General features: G+C 29.1%; 20 protein-coding genes and 1 pseudogene. 7 read left to right on the top strand and 14 right to left on the bottom strand.

All coding sequences use genetic code 11. From position 1 onward, the window contains the following. On the bottom strand, window positions 1-1,496 hold a 1,496-nt coding region (locus L8U04_RS07165), incomplete at its 3' end, for an amino acid adenylation domain-containing protein (RefSeq protein WP_263709741.1). A gap of 1 nt (window position 1,497) precedes the next feature. Then, window positions 1,498-2,280 carry an AAC(3) family N-acetyltransferase gene (locus tag L8U04_RS07160; RefSeq protein WP_263709739.1) on the bottom strand — a complete coding sequence of 261 codons (783 nt, stop codon included), beginning with the start codon at window positions 2,278-2,280 and terminating at the stop codon, window positions 1,498-1,500. Window positions 2,281-2,349: 69 nt separating this feature from the next. Between L8U04_RS07160 and L8U04_RS08385 the strand changes: the two genes are divergently transcribed. The 3 genes from L8U04_RS08385 to L8U04_RS07150 are packed head-to-tail and all read left to right on the top strand — an operon-like array spanning window position 2,350 to window position 4,854. Further along, entirely contained in the window at window positions 2,350-3,012 is a 663-nt protein-coding gene (locus tag L8U04_RS08385; RefSeq protein ID WP_412175215.1) for a DUF2920 family protein, read from the top strand. Then, window positions 2,966-3,571, top strand: a complete 606-nt coding sequence (locus L8U04_RS08380; RefSeq protein ID WP_412175298.1) for a DUF2920 family protein — start codon at window positions 2,966-2,968, stop codon at window positions 3,569-3,571. The genes L8U04_RS08385 and L8U04_RS08380 overlap by 47 nt, the downstream gene beginning before the upstream one ends. A 35-nt stretch (window positions 3,572-3,606) precedes the next feature. Beyond that, complete coding sequence (locus L8U04_RS07150; protein WP_263659252.1) at window positions 3,607-4,854, top strand: DUF2920 family protein; 1,248 nt, start codon at window positions 3,607-3,609, stop codon at window positions 4,852-4,854. Window positions 4,855-4,866: 12 nt separating this feature from the next. Here the strand turns inward: L8U04_RS07150 and L8U04_RS07145 are convergent, their stop codons facing one another. The 11 genes and pseudogenes from L8U04_RS07145 to dcd all read right to left on the bottom strand — a co-directional run bounded on the left by L8U04_RS07145 (window position 4,867) and on the right by dcd (window position 13,965). Further along, window positions 4,867-5,085, bottom strand: a complete 219-nt coding sequence (locus L8U04_RS07145) for an acyl carrier protein (protein ID WP_214100219.1) — start codon at window positions 5,083-5,085, stop codon at window positions 4,867-4,869. Beyond that, on the bottom strand, window positions 5,078-6,145 hold the full coding sequence (locus L8U04_RS07140; protein ID WP_263659253.1) for a beta-ketoacyl-ACP synthase III: 1,068 nt from the start codon (window positions 6,143-6,145) through the stop codon (window positions 5,078-5,080). Before L8U04_RS07140 ends, L8U04_RS07145 begins: the two co-directional genes overlap by 8 nt. Beyond that, on the bottom strand, window positions 6,135-7,658 hold the full coding sequence (locus tag L8U04_RS07135) for an HAD-IIIC family phosphatase (protein ID WP_263659254.1): 1,524 nt from the start codon (window positions 7,656-7,658) through the stop codon (window positions 6,135-6,137). The genes L8U04_RS07140 and L8U04_RS07135 overlap by 11 nt, the downstream gene beginning before the upstream one ends. After that, on the bottom strand, window positions 7,655-8,059 hold the full coding sequence (locus L8U04_RS07130; protein ID WP_263659255.1) for a VOC family protein: 405 nt from the start codon (window positions 8,057-8,059) through the stop codon (window positions 7,655-7,657). Before L8U04_RS07130 ends, L8U04_RS07135 begins: the two co-directional genes overlap by 4 nt. Beyond that, window positions 8,056-8,946, bottom strand: coding sequence for a class I SAM-dependent methyltransferase (locus L8U04_RS07125; RefSeq protein WP_263709738.1), 891 nt, complete (start codon window positions 8,944-8,946; stop codon window positions 8,056-8,058). Before L8U04_RS07125 ends, L8U04_RS07130 begins: the two co-directional genes overlap by 4 nt. After that, window positions 8,933-9,169 carry an acyl carrier protein gene (locus L8U04_RS07120; RefSeq protein ID WP_220566911.1) on the bottom strand — a complete coding sequence of 79 codons (237 nt, stop codon included), beginning with the start codon at window positions 9,167-9,169 and terminating at the stop codon, window positions 8,933-8,935. The genes L8U04_RS07125 and L8U04_RS07120 overlap by 14 nt, the downstream gene beginning before the upstream one ends. A 3-nt stretch (window positions 9,170-9,172) precedes the next feature. Then, on the bottom strand, window positions 9,173-9,955 hold the full coding sequence (locus tag L8U04_RS07115) for an AAC(3) family N-acetyltransferase (RefSeq protein ID WP_263709737.1): 783 nt from the start codon (window positions 9,953-9,955) through the stop codon (window positions 9,173-9,175). Continuing rightward, window positions 9,952-11,215, bottom strand: a pseudogene (locus L8U04_RS07110) (DUF4910 domain-containing protein). Before L8U04_RS07110 ends, L8U04_RS07115 begins: the two are co-directional and overlap by 4 nt. A gap of 4 nt (window positions 11,216-11,219) precedes the next feature. Next, window positions 11,220-12,350 (bottom strand): UDP-4-amino-4,6-dideoxy-N-acetyl-beta-L-altrosamine transaminase, encoded by a 1,131-nt coding sequence (gene pseC / locus L8U04_RS07105; RefSeq protein WP_263709736.1) that lies wholly within the window; start codon window positions 12,348-12,350, stop codon window positions 11,220-11,222. Then, window positions 12,347-13,354 (bottom strand): UDP-N-acetylglucosamine 4,6-dehydratase (inverting), encoded by a 1,008-nt coding sequence (gene pseB, locus L8U04_RS07100; RefSeq protein ID WP_133319776.1) that lies wholly within the window; start codon window positions 13,352-13,354, stop codon window positions 12,347-12,349. The genes pseC and pseB overlap by 4 nt, the downstream gene beginning before the upstream one ends. Before the next feature lie 50 nt (window positions 13,355-13,404). Then, complete coding sequence (gene dcd / locus L8U04_RS07095) at window positions 13,405-13,965, bottom strand: dCTP deaminase (RefSeq protein ID WP_012661997.1); 561 nt, start codon at window positions 13,963-13,965, stop codon at window positions 13,405-13,407. Between the two features lie 131 nt (window positions 13,966-14,096). Between dcd and accB the strand changes: the two genes are divergently transcribed. Both accB and L8U04_RS07085 read left to right on the top strand, forming a co-directional pair. Then, window positions 14,097-14,546: an acetyl-CoA carboxylase biotin carboxyl carrier protein gene (gene accB / locus L8U04_RS07090; protein WP_258108147.1), complete on the top strand. Its 450-nt coding sequence runs from the start codon at window positions 14,097-14,099 to the stop codon at window positions 14,544-14,546. 1 nt (window position 14,547) lies between these two features. Further along, entirely contained in the window at window positions 14,548-15,879 is a 1,332-nt protein-coding gene (locus L8U04_RS07085) for an acetyl-CoA carboxylase biotin carboxylase subunit (RefSeq protein ID WP_258108146.1), read from the top strand. An 18-nt stretch (window positions 15,880-15,897) separates the two neighbouring features. On the opposite strand, the gene L8U04_RS07080 is transcribed toward L8U04_RS07085, so the two are convergent. Continuing rightward, on the bottom strand, window positions 15,898-16,725 hold the full coding sequence (locus L8U04_RS07080) for a peptidylprolyl isomerase (protein WP_258108145.1): 828 nt from the start codon (window positions 16,723-16,725) through the stop codon (window positions 15,898-15,900). 64 nt (window positions 16,726-16,789) lie between these two features. On the opposite strand from L8U04_RS07080, the gene gltX reads away from it, so the two are divergent. Both gltX and L8U04_RS07070 read left to right on the top strand, forming a co-directional pair. Continuing rightward, window positions 16,790-18,181, top strand: a complete 1,392-nt coding sequence (gene gltX, locus L8U04_RS07075; RefSeq protein WP_263659261.1) for a glutamate--tRNA ligase — start codon at window positions 16,790-16,792, stop codon at window positions 18,179-18,181. Continuing rightward, window positions 18,181-19,416: a malic enzyme-like NAD(P)-binding protein gene (locus tag L8U04_RS07070; RefSeq protein WP_263673226.1), complete on the top strand. Its 1,236-nt coding sequence runs from the start codon at window positions 18,181-18,183 to the stop codon at window positions 19,414-19,416. Before gltX ends, L8U04_RS07070 begins: the two co-directional genes overlap by 1 nt. The last annotated feature ends 73 nt before the right edge of the window (window positions 19,417-19,489 follow it).

Raw genomic sequence — 19,489 nt, 5'->3', positions numbered from 1 at the left:
TAAGAGTTTTTACTCAAAACCTTCCTATCAATCTTCCCATTTGCATTTAAAGTAAATTGTTCTATTTTAACAAATTTTTTAGGTATCATGTAAACAGGGAGTTTGTCTTTTAAAAAGTTTTTAAAATCTAACTCTTCCTTACTTTCATAAAAGCAAATAATTTCTTCTTTAAAAATACAAGCACAATTTCTTACATTCTCATGAGAATTGATAATACTTTCTATCTCTCCAAGTTCTATGCGATGACCCATGTATTTGATTTGATGATCTATCCGTCCATAACATAAAAGTTCACCAAATTCATTATAAGCTACCACATCACCTGTTTTATAAAGCAAGTCTAGGTAATTATCATGCAAAGGATTTTGCATAAAAGCTTGCTTTGTTTTTTCTTTATCGTTGTAATAGCCTAAAGAAAGACAAGTTCCTCTTACATAAAGCTCGCCTTTAACTCCCACTTGACTTGAAGTAATTAAATTTAAATTCTCATCAAAGACTAAAAGTTGGGTATTTTTACATGCTTTTCCTATAGGCAAAAGCTCATCATCGCTAAATTGCCTATCAACTATGTAAAAAGAGCATACATCGGTAATTTCAGTAGGTCCGTAAAGATTAGCAAATAAAGCACTAGGAAGGTGCTTACGCCAAATGTTGAGTTGTTTATTTGGCATGATTTCGCCACAAAAAAGAATTTTGTTTAAATGCCTTAGTGTAAAGGCTTCAAGCGCATTAGTATTAGCAAAATAAATCAGCACTGAAGGTACCCAAAAAATTGTTGTTATTTTTTCTTGTTCTAGATACTCCAAAATTTTATTTGGAAAAGCAAAAAGATGATTAGGCAGTATATGAAGCGTAGCTCCCATTTTAACAGAGCTAAATATATCTAATATGCTATTATCAAAGTAAAATGGCGCTTGATTAGCAAGTATATCTTCATGGCTTAGCTTAAAAGTTTCACATACCCAAAAAGTATAATCAATCACACTTTTATGGCTTATGCTTACTCCTTTTGGAGTTCCTGTGCTTCCGCTTGTAAAAAAGACATAAAGTAAATTAGTATCTATGTGATCGTTTAAAGCTTTTTCTAAAGCATTTTCATTTATAACAAAGCTTTCAAAATCTTCTGTGAAAATGGTATCAAGATTAAAATCTAAATTTAATTTTTTAGAAGTAATTAAAAGCTTTGGTTTCAAAACTTCTATAACTTTTTCTACACGCTCTTTGGGACTTTTTTCATCTAAAAGTGTATAAAAATTTCCACTTTTTGCTACACCAAAAAAAGAAAGCAAACAATCAATTCCTTTAGGAAGTATGATTAATACAGGATCTTGTGTACTTTTAGTAGGAAGTTTAGAAAGAATTTTACTTGCTATTTTTTTACTTAAATCATCAAATTCTTTATAGCCTATACTTCTACCATTAAACTCAACAAAAGCATTTTTGCTTCCAAATTTAGCAACACTTTCTTGTAAAAAATCATTGATATGAGTTGTCATTTTATTCCTTTAGCAAACAATAAGGGTTATCCTTTAAAGCTTTTAATGTTTTTTCTAAATAGTTTTTCATGTTGATATTTATTATATGAGCATTGGAAAAATTTAAAATATTAAAATTATCATCATTTTTTAAAATAGCTACTTGTTTATCAACATCTAAATCTGAATTTTCATCCAATTTTCTAACATAGTATTTAATATTTTTTTGGAGTATTTTACCATCTTCATCAATAATTTTTCCACTAAAATTTTTAAAATATCTATATGGAACATGAGCTTTTTCTTCTATGAAATGACTAAAAGTGTACCCGGCTATTTTAGAGCCAAATAAAAGTAATTTTCCATTTTCTTTGGCTAAAATTTCATACACACAATTTTCTCCAAAACAACTTGTAGTGTCCTTTAAAAACAATTCTTCTTTAGCTCCTTTAATGGCAAATGAAAATATAGGATCATTGGTGCGTTTTACCCCCCCCCATTTGCGAAAATATTCTGTTAAAACACCAACAGTGCTTTTTGAATTCAAATTATCATAAACTTCATTTTTGCAAAAACTATAAGTAAATGTAGGCATGATTAAAGTACCTTCTTTACCTATAACTTCAAAAAAACAATCTAATATAGTTTGTAAAAATTCATTTCTAGGAAGTAAAGGAATACCAAATTTCATCAATTCACTATGTACACACAAAATATCACCTTTTTTAATACCAAGTTTTTTAAAAGCTTCTATTAAGTCTATATTGGAATATTTTTTATCATTGCATTTAAATATATATTTCATACTTTTTTCTTTGAATGTATTTTAATTAGTTATAATAGCATATAAATTATAATATCAAGAAAGAAAAATATGCTCATAAATCAAACTTATTTTATAGACTCTTGTGATGATGTAGAATTAAATATAAAAAGAGAAAGTAAATTAGAATATAGAATCACTTATGATGATAGTAAGCAAATGAAAGCTATTGTTTTTATCATAGGTGGATATGGAGCAAATGCAAATATACATTTTCTAGAAAGTTATAGAAATTTTATAGCTAAAAAATTTGATGTAGTAGCTGTAAATGTATTTTATCATTGTTTTTGCCAAAGAGTTTCTGATGTGGATAAATATAGCGCTGAAATGACTTTTTTATTAGACGATATAAGAACATTTGAAAAGGCTTTCAGGGATTTTGAAATAGAATTTGAAGTGCTAGATAATACAAAAAATATAGAAAAATATTATCAAATTCTTGATCAAAAAATGAGTATATTAAAAGAACAAGGAATTTTAAATCAAGACTATAAGGTTGAGTTATCTGTGACTTTTATCCCACCCAACAATGAGTATAATAATTTTGCCATTATGCCTGCTATCGATCATATCAATGCCTTAAAAGATATAATGAAAAATTATCCTCAATTTAAATCTTTACCTAAAATTTACGGGGGGGGGGTCATACGGTGGCTTAGTGGCACTAATGTGTGCAAAAATAGCTCCTTGGTATGTAGATGGAGTGATAGATAATTCAGGTGCTGCATTGCCTCCGTTAAGATATATCATAGGAAGGGATTTAAATAAAGGTGATGCTATTTTAAACGAAGATGAGTTAAATAGTAAAGTTCATTGTTATGTGGAAACTTATTGGACACGCAAAAACCCAAACTCACCTTATTATTTTGCTGATGAAAATTATTTAATAAGAGCTTTACTTAATAAAGATCATTTGATCTTACAAGCTCAAAAGAATAAAAATATTATTTATACAAGTTATCATAGTGCTAAAGATGACTTAACTCCAGCTGATCATAAAATTTCTATGATAGAAATTTTAAAAGCCTTAAATTATGAAGTAGATTTTCATCTAATAGATGAAAAAGATATAGATGGTAAATTTATTAAAAATTTAACTCATGGCTGTGGAATTCCTGATAAGGCATTATTTAATAAAGAATTACCTATTATGCTTGAAAAATTAAAAGATAAAACATTTAACATGAAAAAAGATAGCATATCTTATCCTTGTAAAAATAAAGTTTTTACTTTTAAAGATGAAAATGATAAATTTGTTTTAGATATTATTTGATAGAATATATCTAAAACTAGCAAAGGCTTTTTAAAATGTTAAAGAATGAGACCTATTTCATAGACTCTTGCGATGATGTAGAATTAAATATAAAAAGAGAAAGTAAATTAGAATTTAAATTAACTTATGATGATAGCAAAGAAATAGAGGCTATTGTTTGTGTTATACAAGGACTTGGTAGTGATATAAGTGAACCTATGCTTAATTTTAATATGAAATATTTTGCTATGAATTATAATGTAGCAGTTTTAAGTGTAAATTATCATTGTATAGGTAATCGTCCTCAAACAGGAGCAAAATTTTTTCTTGATAATATTGATAAGCTTATTTTTGATGCAAGCTTAAAAGCTATTGACATAGAAATTCCTTATGATATATCAAAACTTAATACTTTTGAAGAATTTCATCCTGCTATGGATTATCTTAATAAAGAAATTCAAAAAAAGAAAGATAGTTGGGAATTTGACAAAGATTATTATTTGGACTTAAGTGTGAGCTTGCAGCCTACCAAAAATGAATATCAAAATTTTGGCATCATGCAAGCAACAGATATACTAAATGCTCTTTTGTATATTAGAAAAAATTCTCCTTTTAAAGTTATGGGGGGGGGTATAAAGCATATTTTAGTTGGAAGTTCAAGAGGTGGATATTTAGCAAATTTATGTGCAAAGTTAGCTCCTTGGCTTGTTGATGTTGTAATAGATAATTCTTCTAATGCTTTACTTGGAGATTTGTGGAGAATAATAGGATTTGGAAAAGAAATAGATTATATAAAATATCCTTCTTTTGACACTTTTTATTTTTTTAAAAACATTAAATTATGTTGTTTTGATAAAACCATTTGGACTTCCAATACTTCATCATTTAATTATTTTTCAAATGCAAGGAGAATGATTAGGGATATATTAGTAAAAGATCATCTGAACACACAAGCAAAATATCCAAAGCCAAAATATATTTTTTATCATTCTAAATTTGATATTGATTTAGCTCCACCGCAAGATAAAGAAGATTTAGTTGAAATACTAAAAGAACTAAATTTTAATGTTTATTTTTGTATGATAAAAGATGAAAAACAAATAGATGGTAAGTTTATTAAAAATCTAACTCATGGTATGGGTATACCTATGAAATTACTTATTAAAAAACACTTACCGCAAATTTTACAAGAACCTTTAAAAGATAAAACTTGTAAAAAAGAAATCTCATATAAGTGTGATGATTTAATATATACTTTTAAAGAGGAAAATGAGCAGATTATTTTAAGTGTGGAAAGGGTTTAAACAAATATTTGTTTAAACACCAGCTAAAGCTAAAAGATCGCTTACTTTTTCACATTTTTTAAGATCATCACCGCTAATTTGTTTACCAAGTGAGTTTTTAAATAATACCATGATAGATACAAAAGCTAAGCTATCCCATTCATCAATATCATCTAAAATCATATCTTCTTTTAGTGTTTCATCCATATGCATAGCTTCGCTAATAGCTTCTAATAATTCTTCTTTAGTCATTTTTTTCTCCTTTATAAATTGAAATTGTATCAGTTTTAAAGTTTTTATCAAAATTTATATAAGCACTCCCCCAGGCATATCCAGCGCCAAAAGCACTTAAAATGGCATTAAAATCATTTTTTTGCATTGTACAAAGTAAAGCAGGTAAAGAGCAGGCACTTAAATTAGCATATTTTGACATCAAAAAATTTGGTGCTTTAGAGCTATCAATACCCAAGTCATTTATAATAGAATCAACTAAAAATTGATTGGATTGATGTAATAAAAAATAATCCACTTCATCTTTACTTTTTTCACAAAAATCAAGCATTTCTTTTATGCTTTGGCTCTCAAGATTAAGTGCTTGGTTAAAAATTTCAGCCCCATCCATGTAAAGATTATCTAAGCTCCTATGCTTATTGGTTTGAAATATTTCTTTATTGGAGCTTTTACTCTCATCAAGTTTAGCAAAAGCTCTATTGGGTATGATGAGTTTGTCAAAACCTTCTCCATTAGAATGAAGCTTAAAAAACGATTTTTCATTTGCACAGCTTATGAGTGTTGCGCTTACTCCATCGCCAAAGATTGGAGCTAAATTTGGATTTAAAGGGTTTATGGTTTTGCTTAAAGTATCACCACAAATTAATAAAATATTTTTTGCATTTTGATTTTCTAAAAAAGAAAAAGCTATAAATAAGCCATATAAATACCCAGAACATGCTTGATTTACATCAAAAGCTATGGTTTGAGGTTTTAAATTTAATCGTTTGTGAAGATAGTTTGCGCATGATGGCATAAAAAAATCAGGAGTTTGTGTAACAAAAATCACCATATCAAGCTTATTTTTATCAAAATCAAGCATTTTAAATAAATTTATACTTGCTTCATAGGCTAAATCTGTTGTGCTAATATTTTCATCAGCAATAAATCTTTCTTGTATGCCTGAAATTTTTTTCATTCTTTTTAGCATTTTGACATCATTTTGAAAAACATCTTCTAAGCAATCATCTATATTTATACATTTATTAGGCACGCAAACGCTTATACCTGCTATTTTGGCTTTATTAAAACTAGCTTTCAATTATAAGTCCTTCGTAATTTATCATTTCTTTTTGGATTAGAGCAAAATTTTCTTTTATATTTGCATTTAAACTATATAAAAATTCTAAAAATGGCATATTTCTTTCGCCCTTTTGAAAGTATAAAATACATTCTTTTGTATTAAAATGCACATGTAATAACTCTATAGCTTTATATAGCATAATTTTTTCAAGCTTTCTTCCTAAGGCTCTACAGCTTATACAAAGATCTTTTATGATTAAATTTGTTTCATCTTTATAAGCTAAAAAAATTGCTATAATGCCACTATCACTTAATTTATCACTCATGCTTATAGTCAAAATAGCATATTTTTGCATAAATTCTTCACACTCTTTTAAGCTTAATCTTGAGTAATTTGATATAAATTGATTAGTTTTATTAAGTAGTTGTGAAATTCTTTCAAGTTCATCCGTGTGGTTGATATGAAATTTCAAACAAATCTGTAATTTTTCAAAATACTCTTTAGGGCTAAGCTTGCTAAGTTCTTGTCTTTGTAAATTTGCTTTAATATCAGCACTTCTTAACTCATCTTCTTTGCTAAAGCTTGTTTTTAAAAGTCTAGGATAGAGCTTTAAACTATAAGCACTATTTTCATCAGCTAGTAAGGTGTTAATATGAAGGTGTGATACATTTTCAATTTCGGCTATATTATCATCAATAAATAGCACACTATCAAAAGCTATATTAAAAAAATTTACAATTTCTTTAATATTTTCGTCTTTACTTTTCCAATTAGCCTTGATCATACTAAAATCATCAAGTTGTAATAAAAAGTCTTTTCTTTGTGAAAAAAGTTTTTTTACATCTTCTTCTTCATTTTTTGAAGCGATGGCGAGTAAAAAACCTTGATTTTTTAAATTTAAAAGCTTACTTTGCAAGGCTTTATGATTGCTAGATAAAGTAAGATTTTCAATGCCATCTTCGCCTAAAATTCCTTGGTATAAGGTATTATCAAGATCTATGATGATTGCTTTTAAAGTTGGTTGCAAGAAGCTAGGTAGGATTTTTAGTCCTAGAATTTGGGCTAATTTTACACAAGCTTTATTACTAAGTCTGCTTGCATTTATTTCAAAATTACTATCATCTATGATGAGATTTTCATCTAAAAAGGGCTTTAGTATTTTGCAAATACTATATTCTTTTAAGCTTGTATCGCCAAGTAAAAGTGTGATGATAGGAGCGTTGCTAATGCTTGATAGTTCTTGTATTTTTTCTTTGATAAAATCATCTACATTTTTTTTATAATTGTTTAAATCTATAAATATAATATTTAAATCTGCTTTTTGAAAATTATCATAACTTAAACTATCATCATAAGAGCTTATGTTAAATTCAGCCTTTAATTTACTAAAGGCTAAAAATGCATTTAGTATGCTTGAAATCACTTCAAAAGAGTGATTTCTAAAAACATTAATAGTAATTTTTTTATAATGATTTTCCTTACTAAGTTTTATGAGATCATTTCTTTTTAAATTTGGTGAAAAAAGATTCATTTTAGCTCTACTAATTCTATTAATAAATTATTACTCATCATCACAAAGCAAAGTTTTGCAAAATAACTTGCTTTCATTATGTCAACAACTAACAAACCATCATTTAAAAGCAAAGATAAATCTTGCTCTATATTTTTGCTTTCATAAGCTATATGATACATTTTAGTTTTATTTTTCAAATAGTTATCTAAAACGCCTTTTTCATTTAAATTTGACAAAAGTTCAAAGCGATATTGGGGGAATAAGTTATTTTTTGGAATGATAAATTCTCCTTTTACCCCTTGTTGTTCGTCTATAAATTCAGCTTCTTTAATAAAACCTAGCTTTTCAAATATTTTTCTTTCTTTTTCTAAAGATTTACATGCTACACCTATATGGTGGATTGGTAAATTTAAATTCATTTTTCAAATACCACAGCCATAGTTATAGCATTTTTAAATTTTAAAGCTTTTTCTAAAGAATAGTCATTTGCCATAAAATATTCATATTGTTTTATTTTTAAATCTGCTTTTTTTGCCATTTCAAAAATTTCAGTTGGATGTGTAAATAAGTATATATGATCAATTGCAGGTGCGTTGATAGGTATGGTTGCAAAAATTTCACCTTCATCGCTTAATAAGTCTTTTGCTCTTTTTAAAAATTCTAAAGGCCGTTCAACATGTTCTAAAACTTCTCCAATTACTATTAAATCAGCTTTTTCGTGAAATTGAAATTGAAAAAAATCTTTACATAAAAATTCACAATTATTAATTAAATTTTTAACTTGATTTTCCACCATATTTTTTGTCAATTCACAACTAGTAGGGGATAAATCTAAACCTAAATAATAATCAAATTTCAAACTTTTAACAGCTTTAGTAAAAAATTCTCCATGTCCTGGGCCTATTTCAAAATAATTATCATGTTTGCTTTTTGGTTGAAGATAATTTTCAAAATACTTTCTAACTTTTATATGAGCAATCCAAATATAAGATGAAAGCGCAAGCCCTATCATGTATTTTTTCATATAAGTTTCATTAAAATAGACTTTATCTTTTACTTCTTCAAAACTTTTATATCTATATGAGTTATTTTCTATGAAATATTTTGTTTCTTCTAAAGTGTCATTAAGTATAGTTAAATAGCATTCGCACTGCTCTTGTAAAGAAATATTGTTTTGAAGATAATATGAAATGAGATTTTCAAATTCTATTTCATCTTCATTTGTTAGACTGATTTTATTTAAATATTTTGCGTGAATTGGATTTTTTATAGCTATTAACTCAAATAAGTTTTTAATATTTTTCATTTTTTACCTTTGATTTGATAGCTTGCAAAAGTTCATTTTGTGATTTTAGCTGACTTAATTCATCTTTGCTAAATTTGATTTCAAATTCTTCTTCTAAGCTCATGATTATATCAATATGATTTAAAGAAGTCCAATTTTTGCAATTTTGCATGCTTAAATTTGAATTTTCATCAACTTTTACTTCTAGTATATTTTCTAAAATTTCATAAAATTTATTTTCCATTTTTTAACTATCCTTTAGAATAAGTACATTTTTATTCATGTTTAAGGCTCTTATTATGGCATTTTCATATTCTTGAGCAATAAAAATACTTATGTTATCATTGGCAAATTTTATCATATCGCTTTTAAAAGATGATAAAGCTATTTTAATAATATTTTTAATATTAGGAAGAGAGTGCTTGTTTAAATCTCTAACAAAATATAAGATTTCTTTTTTTGTTTTTTCTCCATTTTCATCAAGAATAAAACCCTGAAATTTTTTAAAATATCTGTAATCTACTTGATATTTTTCCTCAATATGGTGGGTTATGGTGTGTCCAATGCCACCAAAAGTAAGAAATTTCCCATTTTCTTTTATTAAAACATCATACACACAATTTTCTCCAAAACAACTTGTAGTGTCCTTTAAAAACAATTCTTCTTTGGCTCCTTTTATAGCAAAGGAAAATATAGGATCATTAGTGCGTTTTACTCCTGCTTGTTTGCGAAAATATTCATTTAAAGCACCCATTTTTGTAGGAGAATTTAATTTATCATAAACTTCATTTTTGCAAAAACTATAAGTAAAAGTAGGCATGATTAAAGTACCTTCTTTACCTATAACTTCAAAAAAACAATCTAATATAGTTTGTAAAAATTCATTTCTAGGAAGCAAGGGTGTGCCAAAATTAAAAAGTTCACTATGCACACACAAAATATCGCCTTTTTTAATACTAAGTTTTTTAAAAGCTTCTATTAAATCTACATTAGAGTATTTTTTATCATTGTATTCTAAAAAATATTTCATTTTATCAATCCGTGAAATTTTAATTTTTCTATTAAATCTTTTAATTCATAAGCTTGCATGTCTAGTTTTGAGGCTATATCTAAAACATCGTTTTTACCATCACAATATGCTAAAAAATTACATGATATTGGTATATCATTGGTTGAAGAAGTATTGATAGTATGGTATAAGCCTCTTTTACCTAAATTAGGTTCGCAAAATATCGTATTTTGATAAATTTCATTAACCTCTAAATTCATAATGATTTCTTGCATGGCTTTTAAGCCACCTTGTAAGCCTTCTTCACTGATGAAATTTAAATCATCTTTGCTAGTGTGGTATTCTTTATAATCACCAAATCTAGTTCTACATACACAAACTACGGGTAAATTTACCAAAGGAGAGCAGTATTGTCTCTCATCGCTTCCTCTATCTAAAAAGCTAAATTCTTTAAAATTATTTTTTTCTTTTAAGGTATGTAAAGCTACTTTATCTGCTAGGGTATTTTCACTTGGAGTGTGAATGAGTGAGTAAGCATTATCATCACCTATGCAAGAGAGTACAAAACCTGCTTTGGTATGTTTTTGCAAATGTTTTAAATGTTTACTAAGATAAACTATACTCCCTATGGTTTCAGGAATAAAAACAAAACGATAATTATATTTTCTCTCTTTAAGTTCTAAAAGCCATTTAGCTAAAAATGTAGCTACCGCAGGACCACTTAACTCGTTATTTGCCATAGATGGATGACAAAGGTAAGTGGAAATTAAAATTTCATCTTTTGTTTCTTGCGTGCTAGGTATGAGTAAATCAGCATAGTTTAAAACTCCATTTTCATGGTGCTTTGCATCTATGAAAACTTTATATTTTCCTTCTTTTAGTTTAACTCTATCTTCATGTTTTATACAAAACCCCCAACGCCTTTTATAATAGCTTGTCACATAAGGTATGGCATCAGGCATATCCTCTATAGAGTAAAGATGCTCTTGTAAGCTTGCTAGATCAAGCTCTGTGTCTATGCCTGTGCTATAGTTTAACACATGAAGATTATTTTGCTTAAAATCACAAATTTTTTCTCCATCTGGAGTGATGATATAAGCATCGTTTATCTCCCATTCAGCAGGTACTTCCCAATCAAATATTTTACTCCCGCTTGCTATAGAGTGAATTTTTAATATACCCCCCCCCCATAGCTTCATCAAGCATTTTTAAGCTTTGTCTAAAGCCTTTCCCGGTAATACTTCTGCATATAGGAAAAAGCTCACAAGCTAGCTCATACATACTTTTACTCACAACAAGCCTTTTTAGTTTCTTCTAAAATCTTAAATAAACTATCTTTAATAAATTGTGCTTCTTTTAAACTCATTTCTTGATGAGCAGGTATGCTAAGTTCAGCTTTATAAAAATTATCCGCATTTTCTAAGAATAAATTTCCATATAAGTTTTTATAATAACTAAACTCATAAGTAGGCTTATAATGCACTTGTATACCTATGCCCAAATTTAATAATTTTTCAAAAATAATCTCTTTTTGGCAATAAAACTCAGGAAAAAGCAAAATAGGATATAAATGTCTTGAGCTTTTTTTATAATCTTTGATTTTTATAGTGCTAAAATAAGGATTTTTTTCAAATTCTTTATCGTAAAAACTTGTGATGATTTCTCTTTTTTCTAGCATATTATCAAGTTTTTTTAGTTGATTTATACCTAAAGCACAAGCTACATCGCTTAAACGATAATTATAGCCTAGTTCAATCATATCACTATCCCAAAGCCTTTTTTTGACTATACCATGACTTCTTAAAAGCTTGATTTTTGAGATTAATTCCTCATCATTGCTAACAACTGCACCACCCTCAAAGGTTGTAATAGGTTTAACCGGATGAAAAGAAAATATGCTCAAATCTCCCATAGAACCTACTTTTTGATCTTTATAAATAGCACCTAGAGCATGACTTGCATCATCAATTAGTGGGATGTTGTATCGTTTGGCTAAGGCTAAAATTTCATCCATTTCTACACTATTTCCCGCAAAATCAACCACGCAAATTGCTCCTATATTAGAGCTATCTTGGCTTAATCTTAAAGCAAGTTTTTTCTCATCAATATTTCCATCGCTTTTTACATCTATAAACTCAACCCTAGCACCTGCCATTAAAGCTGCATTTGCAGTTGCAGCAAAGGTAATGGGGGTTGTTAAGACAATTTTATCTTTTATATTTAAAGATAAATATGCAAGGTGTAAAGCAGAAGTAGCTGAATTTAGCACGCAAGCATATTTTACACCTACATATTCACAAAGGGCTTGTTCAAATTCTTCAACCTTTTTTCCACCGGTTAAAAAATCATCTTTTAAAGCCTCACAAACTACTTGTATGTCTTGTTCGTCAATATTTTGATGAGAATAAGTTATCATTTTTCAAGCTCTGTATGATTTATTATATTTAAAAGCTCTTCTTGGCTAATCCATGATGGATTATTATCAGAGCTATAAGAAAAGCCATTAGAAACTTTTTTACCCTTTTGTCCTTTTGCATTTATACTAAAATCAACATTAGTGTTATTAAATTGAATACTTGGGCTAATGGCATAATAATTTTCAAATTCATAAGTTAAATGACTATCATCACTTGAAATCATAATTTCATGTAGTTTTTCACCTGCTCTTATACCTATGATTTTATGAGCTAAATTAGGAGCCATAGTTTTAGCTAAATCAACGATTTTCATAGAAGGAATTTTTGGTACGAAAATTTCCCCTCCATGCATATAGGCAAAATTATTCAGCACGAAATTAACTCCATCTTCTAAGGATATCCAAAATCTTGTCATTCTCTCATCTGTGATAGGAAGTTCTTTAGCGCCTTCATTGATTAGTTTTTTAAAAAATGGTATGACAGATCCTCTTGAGCCCACTACATTACCATATCTTGTAACGCTAAATTTAGTATGAGAATTTCCTGCTATGTTGTTTGCTGCTACAAAAAGCTTATCACTTGCAAGCTTTGTAGCTCCATATAAATTAATAGGATTGCATGCTTTATCGGTTGAAAGAGCGATACATTTTTCTACATTATTTTCCAAACACGCATCGATTACATTTTGTGCTCCATGGATATTAGTTTTTATACATTCCATTGGATTATATTCTGCAATTGGCACATGTTTCATAGCAGCTGCATGAATGACAAAATCAACATCCTTCATTGCTATGCTCAATCTTTCTTTATCTCTTACATCGCCTATAAAATAACGCATACAATCATCATTAAATTCTCTTGCCATTTCAAATTGTTTTAACTCATCTCTTGAATAAATGATGATTTTTTTAGGTTTGTATTTTTGAAGTAAAGTTTTAGTATAAGTTTTTCCAAAACTTCCTGTGCCACCGGTGATTAAAATGCTTTTTCCATTAAACATATATATTTTCCTATTACTTGACTAAGTTTTTATATCGGTTGAAAATAAAATTATTTTAAAATTCTTGGTAAAGTTATACCTGTTTGAGCTTGGTATTTACCCTTCTTATCAGCATATGTTACATCACAAGGTTCATCTCCTTGTAAAAATAAAACTTGAGCTATACCCTCATTAGCATAAATTTTAGCAGGTAGTGGGGTTGTGTTTGAAATTTCTATAGTGATATGTCCTTCAAAACCTGGCTCAAAAGGAGTTACATTTACTATAATGCCACATCTTGCATAAGTGCTTTTGCCAAGACAAATAGCCAAAACATCATTTGGCATTTTAAAATACTCAACCGTTCTTGCAAGCGCGAAAGAATTTGCAGGTACTATACATACATCGCCTACAAAATCTACTACATTTTCTTCTACAAAATTTTTAGGATCTACAACGGTGGAATTTACATTAGTGAAAATCTTAAATTCTCTTCCAACTCTTATATCATATCCATAGCTTGAAAGCCCATAACTAACTATACCTTTACCTATATTTGCTTCACAAAATGGCTCTATCATATTGTGCTCTAATGCCATTTTTTTGATCCAATTATCTGCTTTTAAGCCCATTTTTGTCCTTTATAATTAAAGTGAATTTTTAAATTATATCTTAAAATAAAAGTAAAAAATAAATAATTGAAGTTATTTTTAGTATTTTTATATATAATTATAAATTAAGTCTTATAAATTAAGGAGAATATATGACAAAAGAAGAAATCAAAGAACTAATGCAACTTTTTGCAGAAGCAAATATAAGCAAGATTAAAATAAAAGAACAAGATGGATTTGAAATAGAACTTGAAAGAGATATGTGTTGTGAATTACCAGCTCCAACTCCTGTTGCTCCAGCTCCACAGCCAATTAATGTAAATGTAGTTAATGAAACCAAAGCAAGCTCAAACTCTTCTAATAAACCGACTATCAATAGCCCTATGGTAGGTACTTTTTATCAAGCTCCAAGCCCAGGTGCAGCACCTTTTGCTAAAGCAGGACAAACTATCAAAAAAGGAAGTACTATAGCAATTATTGAAGCGATGAAAATTATGAATGAAATCGAAGCTGAATATGATTGTAGGATAGTAGAAGTATTAGTTGCAGATGGCCAGCCTGTAGAATTTGGTATGCCTTTATTTGTGGTGGAGAAATTATAAAATGGAAATTAAAAAAGTTTTAATAGCAAATCGTGGAGAAATTGCATTAAGAGCTTTAAGAACTGTAAAAGAAATGGGAAAAAAAGCAATTTGTGTGTATTCTACTGCAGATAAGGATGCTTTGTATTTAAAATATGCTGATGCGAGTATTTGCATAGGAAATGCTAGAAGTTCAGAAAGCTATTTAAATATCCCAGCTATTATTAGTGCAGCTGAAATTAGCGAAGCGGATGCGATTTTTCCAGGATATGGATTTTTAAGTGAAAATCAAAATTTTGTTGAAATTTGTGCAAAACATAATATCAAATTCATAGGCCCTTCAGTAGCTGCTATGGCACTAATGAGTGATAAAAGTAAAGCAAAACAAGTAATGCAAAGAGCAGGTGTGCCTGTAATCCCAGGAAGCGATGGGGCTTTAAATGGGGTTGAAGCAGCAAAAAAACTTGCTAAAGAAATAGGCTATCCTGTGATTTTAAAGGCAGCAGCAGGTGGTGGCGGCCGTGGTATGCGTGTAGTTGAAGATGAAAAAGATTTAGAAAAAGCTTACTGGTCAGCAGAAAGTGAAGCGATGAGTGCTTTTGGTGATGGAACTATGTATATGGAAAAATACATCCAAAACCCACGCCATATAGAAGTGCAAATCATAGGAGATAGCTTTGGAAATGTGATACATTTGGGTGAGAGAGATTGCTCTATGCAAAGACGCCATCAAAAACTTATAGAAGAATCTCCTGCAATTTTACTAGATGAAAAAACAAGAGCAAGACTTCATGAAACAGCAGTTAAAGCTGCTAAGGCTATTGATTATGAGGGTGCGGGAACTTTTGAGTTTTTAGTGGATAAAAATTTAGATTTTTATTTTATCGAGATGAATACGCGTTTGCAGGTTGAGCATTGTGTGAGTGAGATGGTAAGCGGGGTAGATATTATCGAGCTTATGATTAAAGTAGCAGAAGGGTATCCTTTGCCAAAACAAGAAGAAATTAAACTTAAGGGTCATTCTATAGAATGTAGAATTACTGCTGAAGATTCTAAAACTTTCTTACCTTGCCCAGGTAAAATCACAAAATATGTAGCTCCTGCAGGACGCAATGTAAGAATGGAAAGCCATTGTTATCAAGATTATAGTGTGCCTCCATATTATGATTCTATGATTGGAAAATTAGTCGTTTGGGGAGAAGATAGAAACACAGCTATAGCTAAAATGAAAATAGCCTTGCAAGAGCTTATTGTAGGTGGGATAAAAACAACCAAGGATTTTCATTTAGCGATGATGGATAATGCAGATTTTATCAATAATAATTATGATACAAATTATCTTTCAAGACATTAATTGAAGATAGGTTTTAACCTATCTTAATTCTTCTATATGAGCATTTGCTCTTATTTTATCAAGATGATTTTTTAAGGCTTGTTCTTTTTGAGTTAGGGTATAGACATTGCTAACTTGATCTTTGATTAAATCAAATTCGATAGGATTTTTACCATATTTTTCTTTTACAAAATACACTATATAAGCGTTTTCGCCATTTAACACTGGAGTAAATTCTCCTATTTTTGTATTATTTAACAAAGCAAGTAATCTTGGATCTAAACTAGCTGCGTTTAAACTAATGGCTTTTGATTTAATTTGAGAATTTTTATACATAGGATTTTGTGCAAGCTGTTGTAAAAGTTCAGGATTGGTAGAATTATAAACAACTAAGTCTATATTTGAAAAAGTGCTAAATTTATCAAGATTGCTTTCATAAAAATGTTTTAGTGTTTCATCATCAATATTGATTTTTGCATTTTGCATTATGCTTCTATAAAGTTTTTCTCTTTCAAGATCTTTTCTAATTTTGTTTTTAAAAACTTCAAAACTTAAACCATCTTTTTCTATCTTTGCTTGCAAACCATTAATGTCAGTTTTATTGCCTTTTGCTATTTGGGCTAATTTTTCATTAAGTTCAAAAGTGCTTACATAAATTCCTAGCTTTTTAGCTTCGCTTTGTTGAACTTTATCATCTACTAAAAATGCTATAGCTTTTTGTTTGTCATTAGTTTTTAATTCTTTCATAGTTTGTTCTATATCATAAAGAGTAATAGGTTGATTTTCTACTACCATTGCTACACCACCAAGGGTTTGAGCATATAAAATATTTGCAGCAAAACAACAAGATATTAAAAATTTTCTCATATAAAACCTTTATTTAAGTGTAAATATAGCATTATAACAATAAAAATTTAAAAAAGGTAAAAATATGCAAGAAATCACAACGCGTTTTGCTCCTTCTCCAACAGGATATTTGCACATAGGAGGGCTTAGAACAGCTTTATATAATTATCTTTATGCAAGAAAAAATAAGGGTAAATTTTTATTGCGTATTGAAGATACGGATTTAAAAAGAAATTCACAAGAAGCTACGCAAGCTATTATAGAAGCATTTAAATGGTGTGGGCTTGATTATGATGGGACGATTGAGTATCAATCTCAAAGATTTGATATTTATAAAAAATACATTCAAAAATTATTAGATGAGGGCAAGGCTTATTATTGTTATATGAGCAAAGAAGAGCTTGATGAGTTAAGAGCTAAGCAAGAAGCAGCTAAAGAGCGTCCAAAATATGATGGTAGATATAGAGATTTTAAAGGAATTCCGCCAAGTGGTATTGAGCCTGTGGTGCGTATAAAAGCACCACAAAGTGGAGAGATTAAATTTATAGATGGCATTAAAGGCGAGGTTAGTTTTAAGGCTGAAGATATTTTAGATGATTTTGTAATTGCAAGAAGCGATGGTAGCCCAATTTATAATTTAACCGTTGTAATTGATGATGCACTAATGGGTGTGAGTGATGTTATAAGAGGAGATGATCATTTATCAAATACTCCAAAACAAATTGTCCTTTATGAAGCACTAGGCTTTAAAATACCTAAATTTTATCATGTAGCTATGATACATGGTGAAGATGGTAAGAAACTTTCTAAGCGTCATGGAGCAACTGATGTGATGGAATATAAAAATATGGGGATTTTACCTCAAGCCCTGCTTAATTTCTTAGTGCGTCTTGGTTGGAGTCATGGCGATGATGAAATTTTTTCTTTAGAAAGTATGCAAGAGCTTTTTGATCCAAATCATATTAACAAAAGTGCTTCTTGCTATAATTTTAAAAAATTAGAATGGCTTAATGCTCATTATATTAAAACTTTACCTTTTGAAGAAATCAATAGACAATTAAAAGATTTAGGATTTGATTTAAGTCAGTATGAAAAAGCAGGCTTTTTGCTAGATATGTTAAGAGAGAGAGCTAAAACCTTACATGATATTATTAGTGGGGCTAAAGTGTTACTAAATAACCCAAAAGAATATGATCAAAAGGCTGTAGATAAATTTCTCAATGTTACAAATTTAACTTATTTGGAAAAATACGCTATGGTTTTAAATGAGCAAAAAAATGCTTGTGAATTTGAAGAATTAACTAATCAATTCTTAGAAGAAAATAATCTTAAGTTAAAAGATCTAGCTCAAGCTATACGCATCGCACTCACAGGAAACTCGGTTAGTCCTAGTATATTTGAAGTATTGGAATTTTTAGGAGTGCAAAAGGCTAAACTTAGGATAAAAAATTTACTAAATTATATGAAGGAAAAATAATGAATTTAAAAGAAGAGGCTTTAGAATATCACTTAGGTGGTAAAGTAGATATTGTTGTTAGAAAGCCTATGGATAGTGCGCATGATTTATCTTTGGCGTATTCTCCTGGGGTTGCTGAACCTTGTATTGAGATAGCAAAAGATGAAACTTTAGCTTATAAATACACTAATAAAGCTAATTTAGTTGCTATAGTAAGCGATGGTAGTGCGGTTTTGGGACTTGGCAATATAGGAGCGAGTGCAAGCAAACCAGTTATGGAAGGAAAAGCTTGTTTGTTTAAAAAATTTGCTAATGTTAATGCTTATGATTTAGAAATTAATGCTCATAGTATAGATGAAATTGTTACTTTTTGTAAAGCTATAGCGCCTACTTTTGGAGGGATTAATTTAGAAGATATTTCAGCACCAAAATGTTTTGAAATAGAAGCTGCTTTGCAAGATCTTGGAATTCCTGTAATGCATGATGACCAACATGGAACCGCGATCATTTCTACAGCAGGATTAATGAATGCTATGGAAATTAGTGGTAAAAAATTTGAAGATATTAAAGTAGTGGTAAGTGGTGCAGGTGCAGCAGGTATTGCAAGTGCTAGAATGTATAGAAATTTAGGGGTTAAAAATATCGTTTTAGTAGATAGTAAAGGTGTAATTAATACTCAAAGAGATGATTTAAATAAATATAAACTAGAATTTGTAAGCGATACCAAAGATAGCACTTTAAGAGAAGCTTTAAAAGGTGCTGATGTATTTTTGGGTTTGAGTGCACCTAAGATTTTAGATGATGAGATGATTTTAAGTATGGCAAAAGATCCCGTGATTTTTGCATTAGCTAATCCTGTACCTGAAGTAATGCCAGAAGATGTTAAAAGAGTTAGAAACGATGCTATAGTTGGAACAGGTAGAAGTGATTATCCAAATCAAATTAATAATGTTTTAGGTTTTCCTTTTATCTTTAGAGGAGCTTTAGATGTAAAGGCAACTAAAATTACTGAAAATATGAAAATAGCAGCCGCAAAAGCTTTGGCTGATTTAGCTAAGCTTGAAGTAACTGATGAGGTAAAACAAGCTTATGGAGTAGAAGAGCTTAGTTTTGGTAGAGATTATGTGATACCAAAACCATTTGATAGCAGAGTAAAAGCTGTAGTTAGTGCTGCGGTAGCAAAAGCTGCGGTTGAAGATGGAGTAGCTTTGATAAATAATTTTGATTATCAGAGATATTTTGATAGTTTAAAATAATTTTTTATAAATTAAGTTTTATTTAAAATAATTTTTTATTATAAAACTTAATTTTATCTATTTTTTATTGTTT

The organism is Campylobacter sp. IFREMER_LSEM_CL908 (genome assembly GCF_025771545.1).
In the GTDB taxonomy this organism is placed as follows: domain Bacteria; phylum Campylobacterota; class Campylobacteria; order Campylobacterales; family Campylobacteraceae; genus Campylobacter_D; species Campylobacter_D lari_D.
This window is presented reverse-complemented; position numbering and strand designations above follow the sequence as displayed.

Excerpts from the sequence above, each read along its gene's own strand:
- L8U04_RS07160 (WP_263709739.1), bottom strand. The coding sequence starts at position 2,280 with ATGAAATATATATTTAAATGCAATGATAAAAAATATTCCAATATAGAC.
- L8U04_RS08385 (WP_412175215.1), top strand. The coding sequence starts at position 2,350 with ATGCTCATAAATCAAACTTATTTTATAGACTCTTGTGATGATGTAGAA.
- L8U04_RS08380 (WP_412175298.1), top strand. The coding sequence starts at position 2,966 with ATGTGTGCAAAAATAGCTCCTTGGTATGTAGATGGAGTGATAGATAAT.
- L8U04_RS07150 (WP_263659252.1), top strand. The coding sequence starts at position 3,607 with ATGTTAAAGAATGAGACCTATTTCATAGACTCTTGCGATGATGTAGAA.
- L8U04_RS07145 (WP_214100219.1), bottom strand. The coding sequence starts at position 5,085 with ATGACTAAAGAAGAATTATTAGAAGCTATTAGCGAAGCTATGCATATG.
- L8U04_RS07135 (WP_263659254.1), bottom strand. The coding sequence starts at position 7,658 with ATGAATCTTTTTTCACCAAATTTAAAAAGAAATGATCTCATAAAACTT.
- L8U04_RS07130 (WP_263659255.1), bottom strand. The coding sequence starts at position 8,059 with ATGAATTTAAATTTACCAATCCACCATATAGGTGTAGCATGTAAATCT.
- L8U04_RS07125 (WP_263709738.1), bottom strand. The coding sequence starts at position 8,946 with ATGAAAAATATTAAAAACTTATTTGAGTTAATAGCTATAAAAAATCCA.
- L8U04_RS07120 (WP_220566911.1), bottom strand. The coding sequence starts at position 9,169 with ATGGAAAATAAATTTTATGAAATTTTAGAAAATATACTAGAAGTAAAA.
- L8U04_RS07115 (WP_263709737.1), bottom strand. The coding sequence starts at position 9,955 with ATGAAATATTTTTTAGAATACAATGATAAAAAATACTCTAATGTAGAT.
- pseC (WP_263709736.1), bottom strand. The coding sequence starts at position 12,350 with ATGATAACTTATTCTCATCAAAATATTGACGAACAAGACATACAAGTA.
- pseB (WP_133319776.1), bottom strand. The coding sequence starts at position 13,354 with ATGTTTAATGGAAAAAGCATTTTAATCACCGGTGGCACAGGAAGTTTT.
- dcd (WP_012661997.1), bottom strand. The coding sequence starts at position 13,965 with ATGGGCTTAAAAGCAGATAATTGGATCAAAAAAATGGCATTAGAGCAC.
- accB (WP_258108147.1), top strand. The coding sequence starts at position 14,097 with ATGACAAAAGAAGAAATCAAAGAACTAATGCAACTTTTTGCAGAAGCA.
- L8U04_RS07085 (WP_258108146.1), top strand. The coding sequence starts at position 14,548 with ATGGAAATTAAAAAAGTTTTAATAGCAAATCGTGGAGAAATTGCATTA.
- L8U04_RS07080 (WP_258108145.1), bottom strand. The coding sequence starts at position 16,725 with ATGAGAAAATTTTTAATATCTTGTTGTTTTGCTGCAAATATTTTATAT.
- gltX (WP_263659261.1), top strand. The coding sequence starts at position 16,790 with ATGCAAGAAATCACAACGCGTTTTGCTCCTTCTCCAACAGGATATTTG.
- L8U04_RS07070 (WP_263673226.1), top strand. The coding sequence starts at position 18,181 with ATGAATTTAAAAGAAGAGGCTTTAGAATATCACTTAGGTGGTAAAGTA.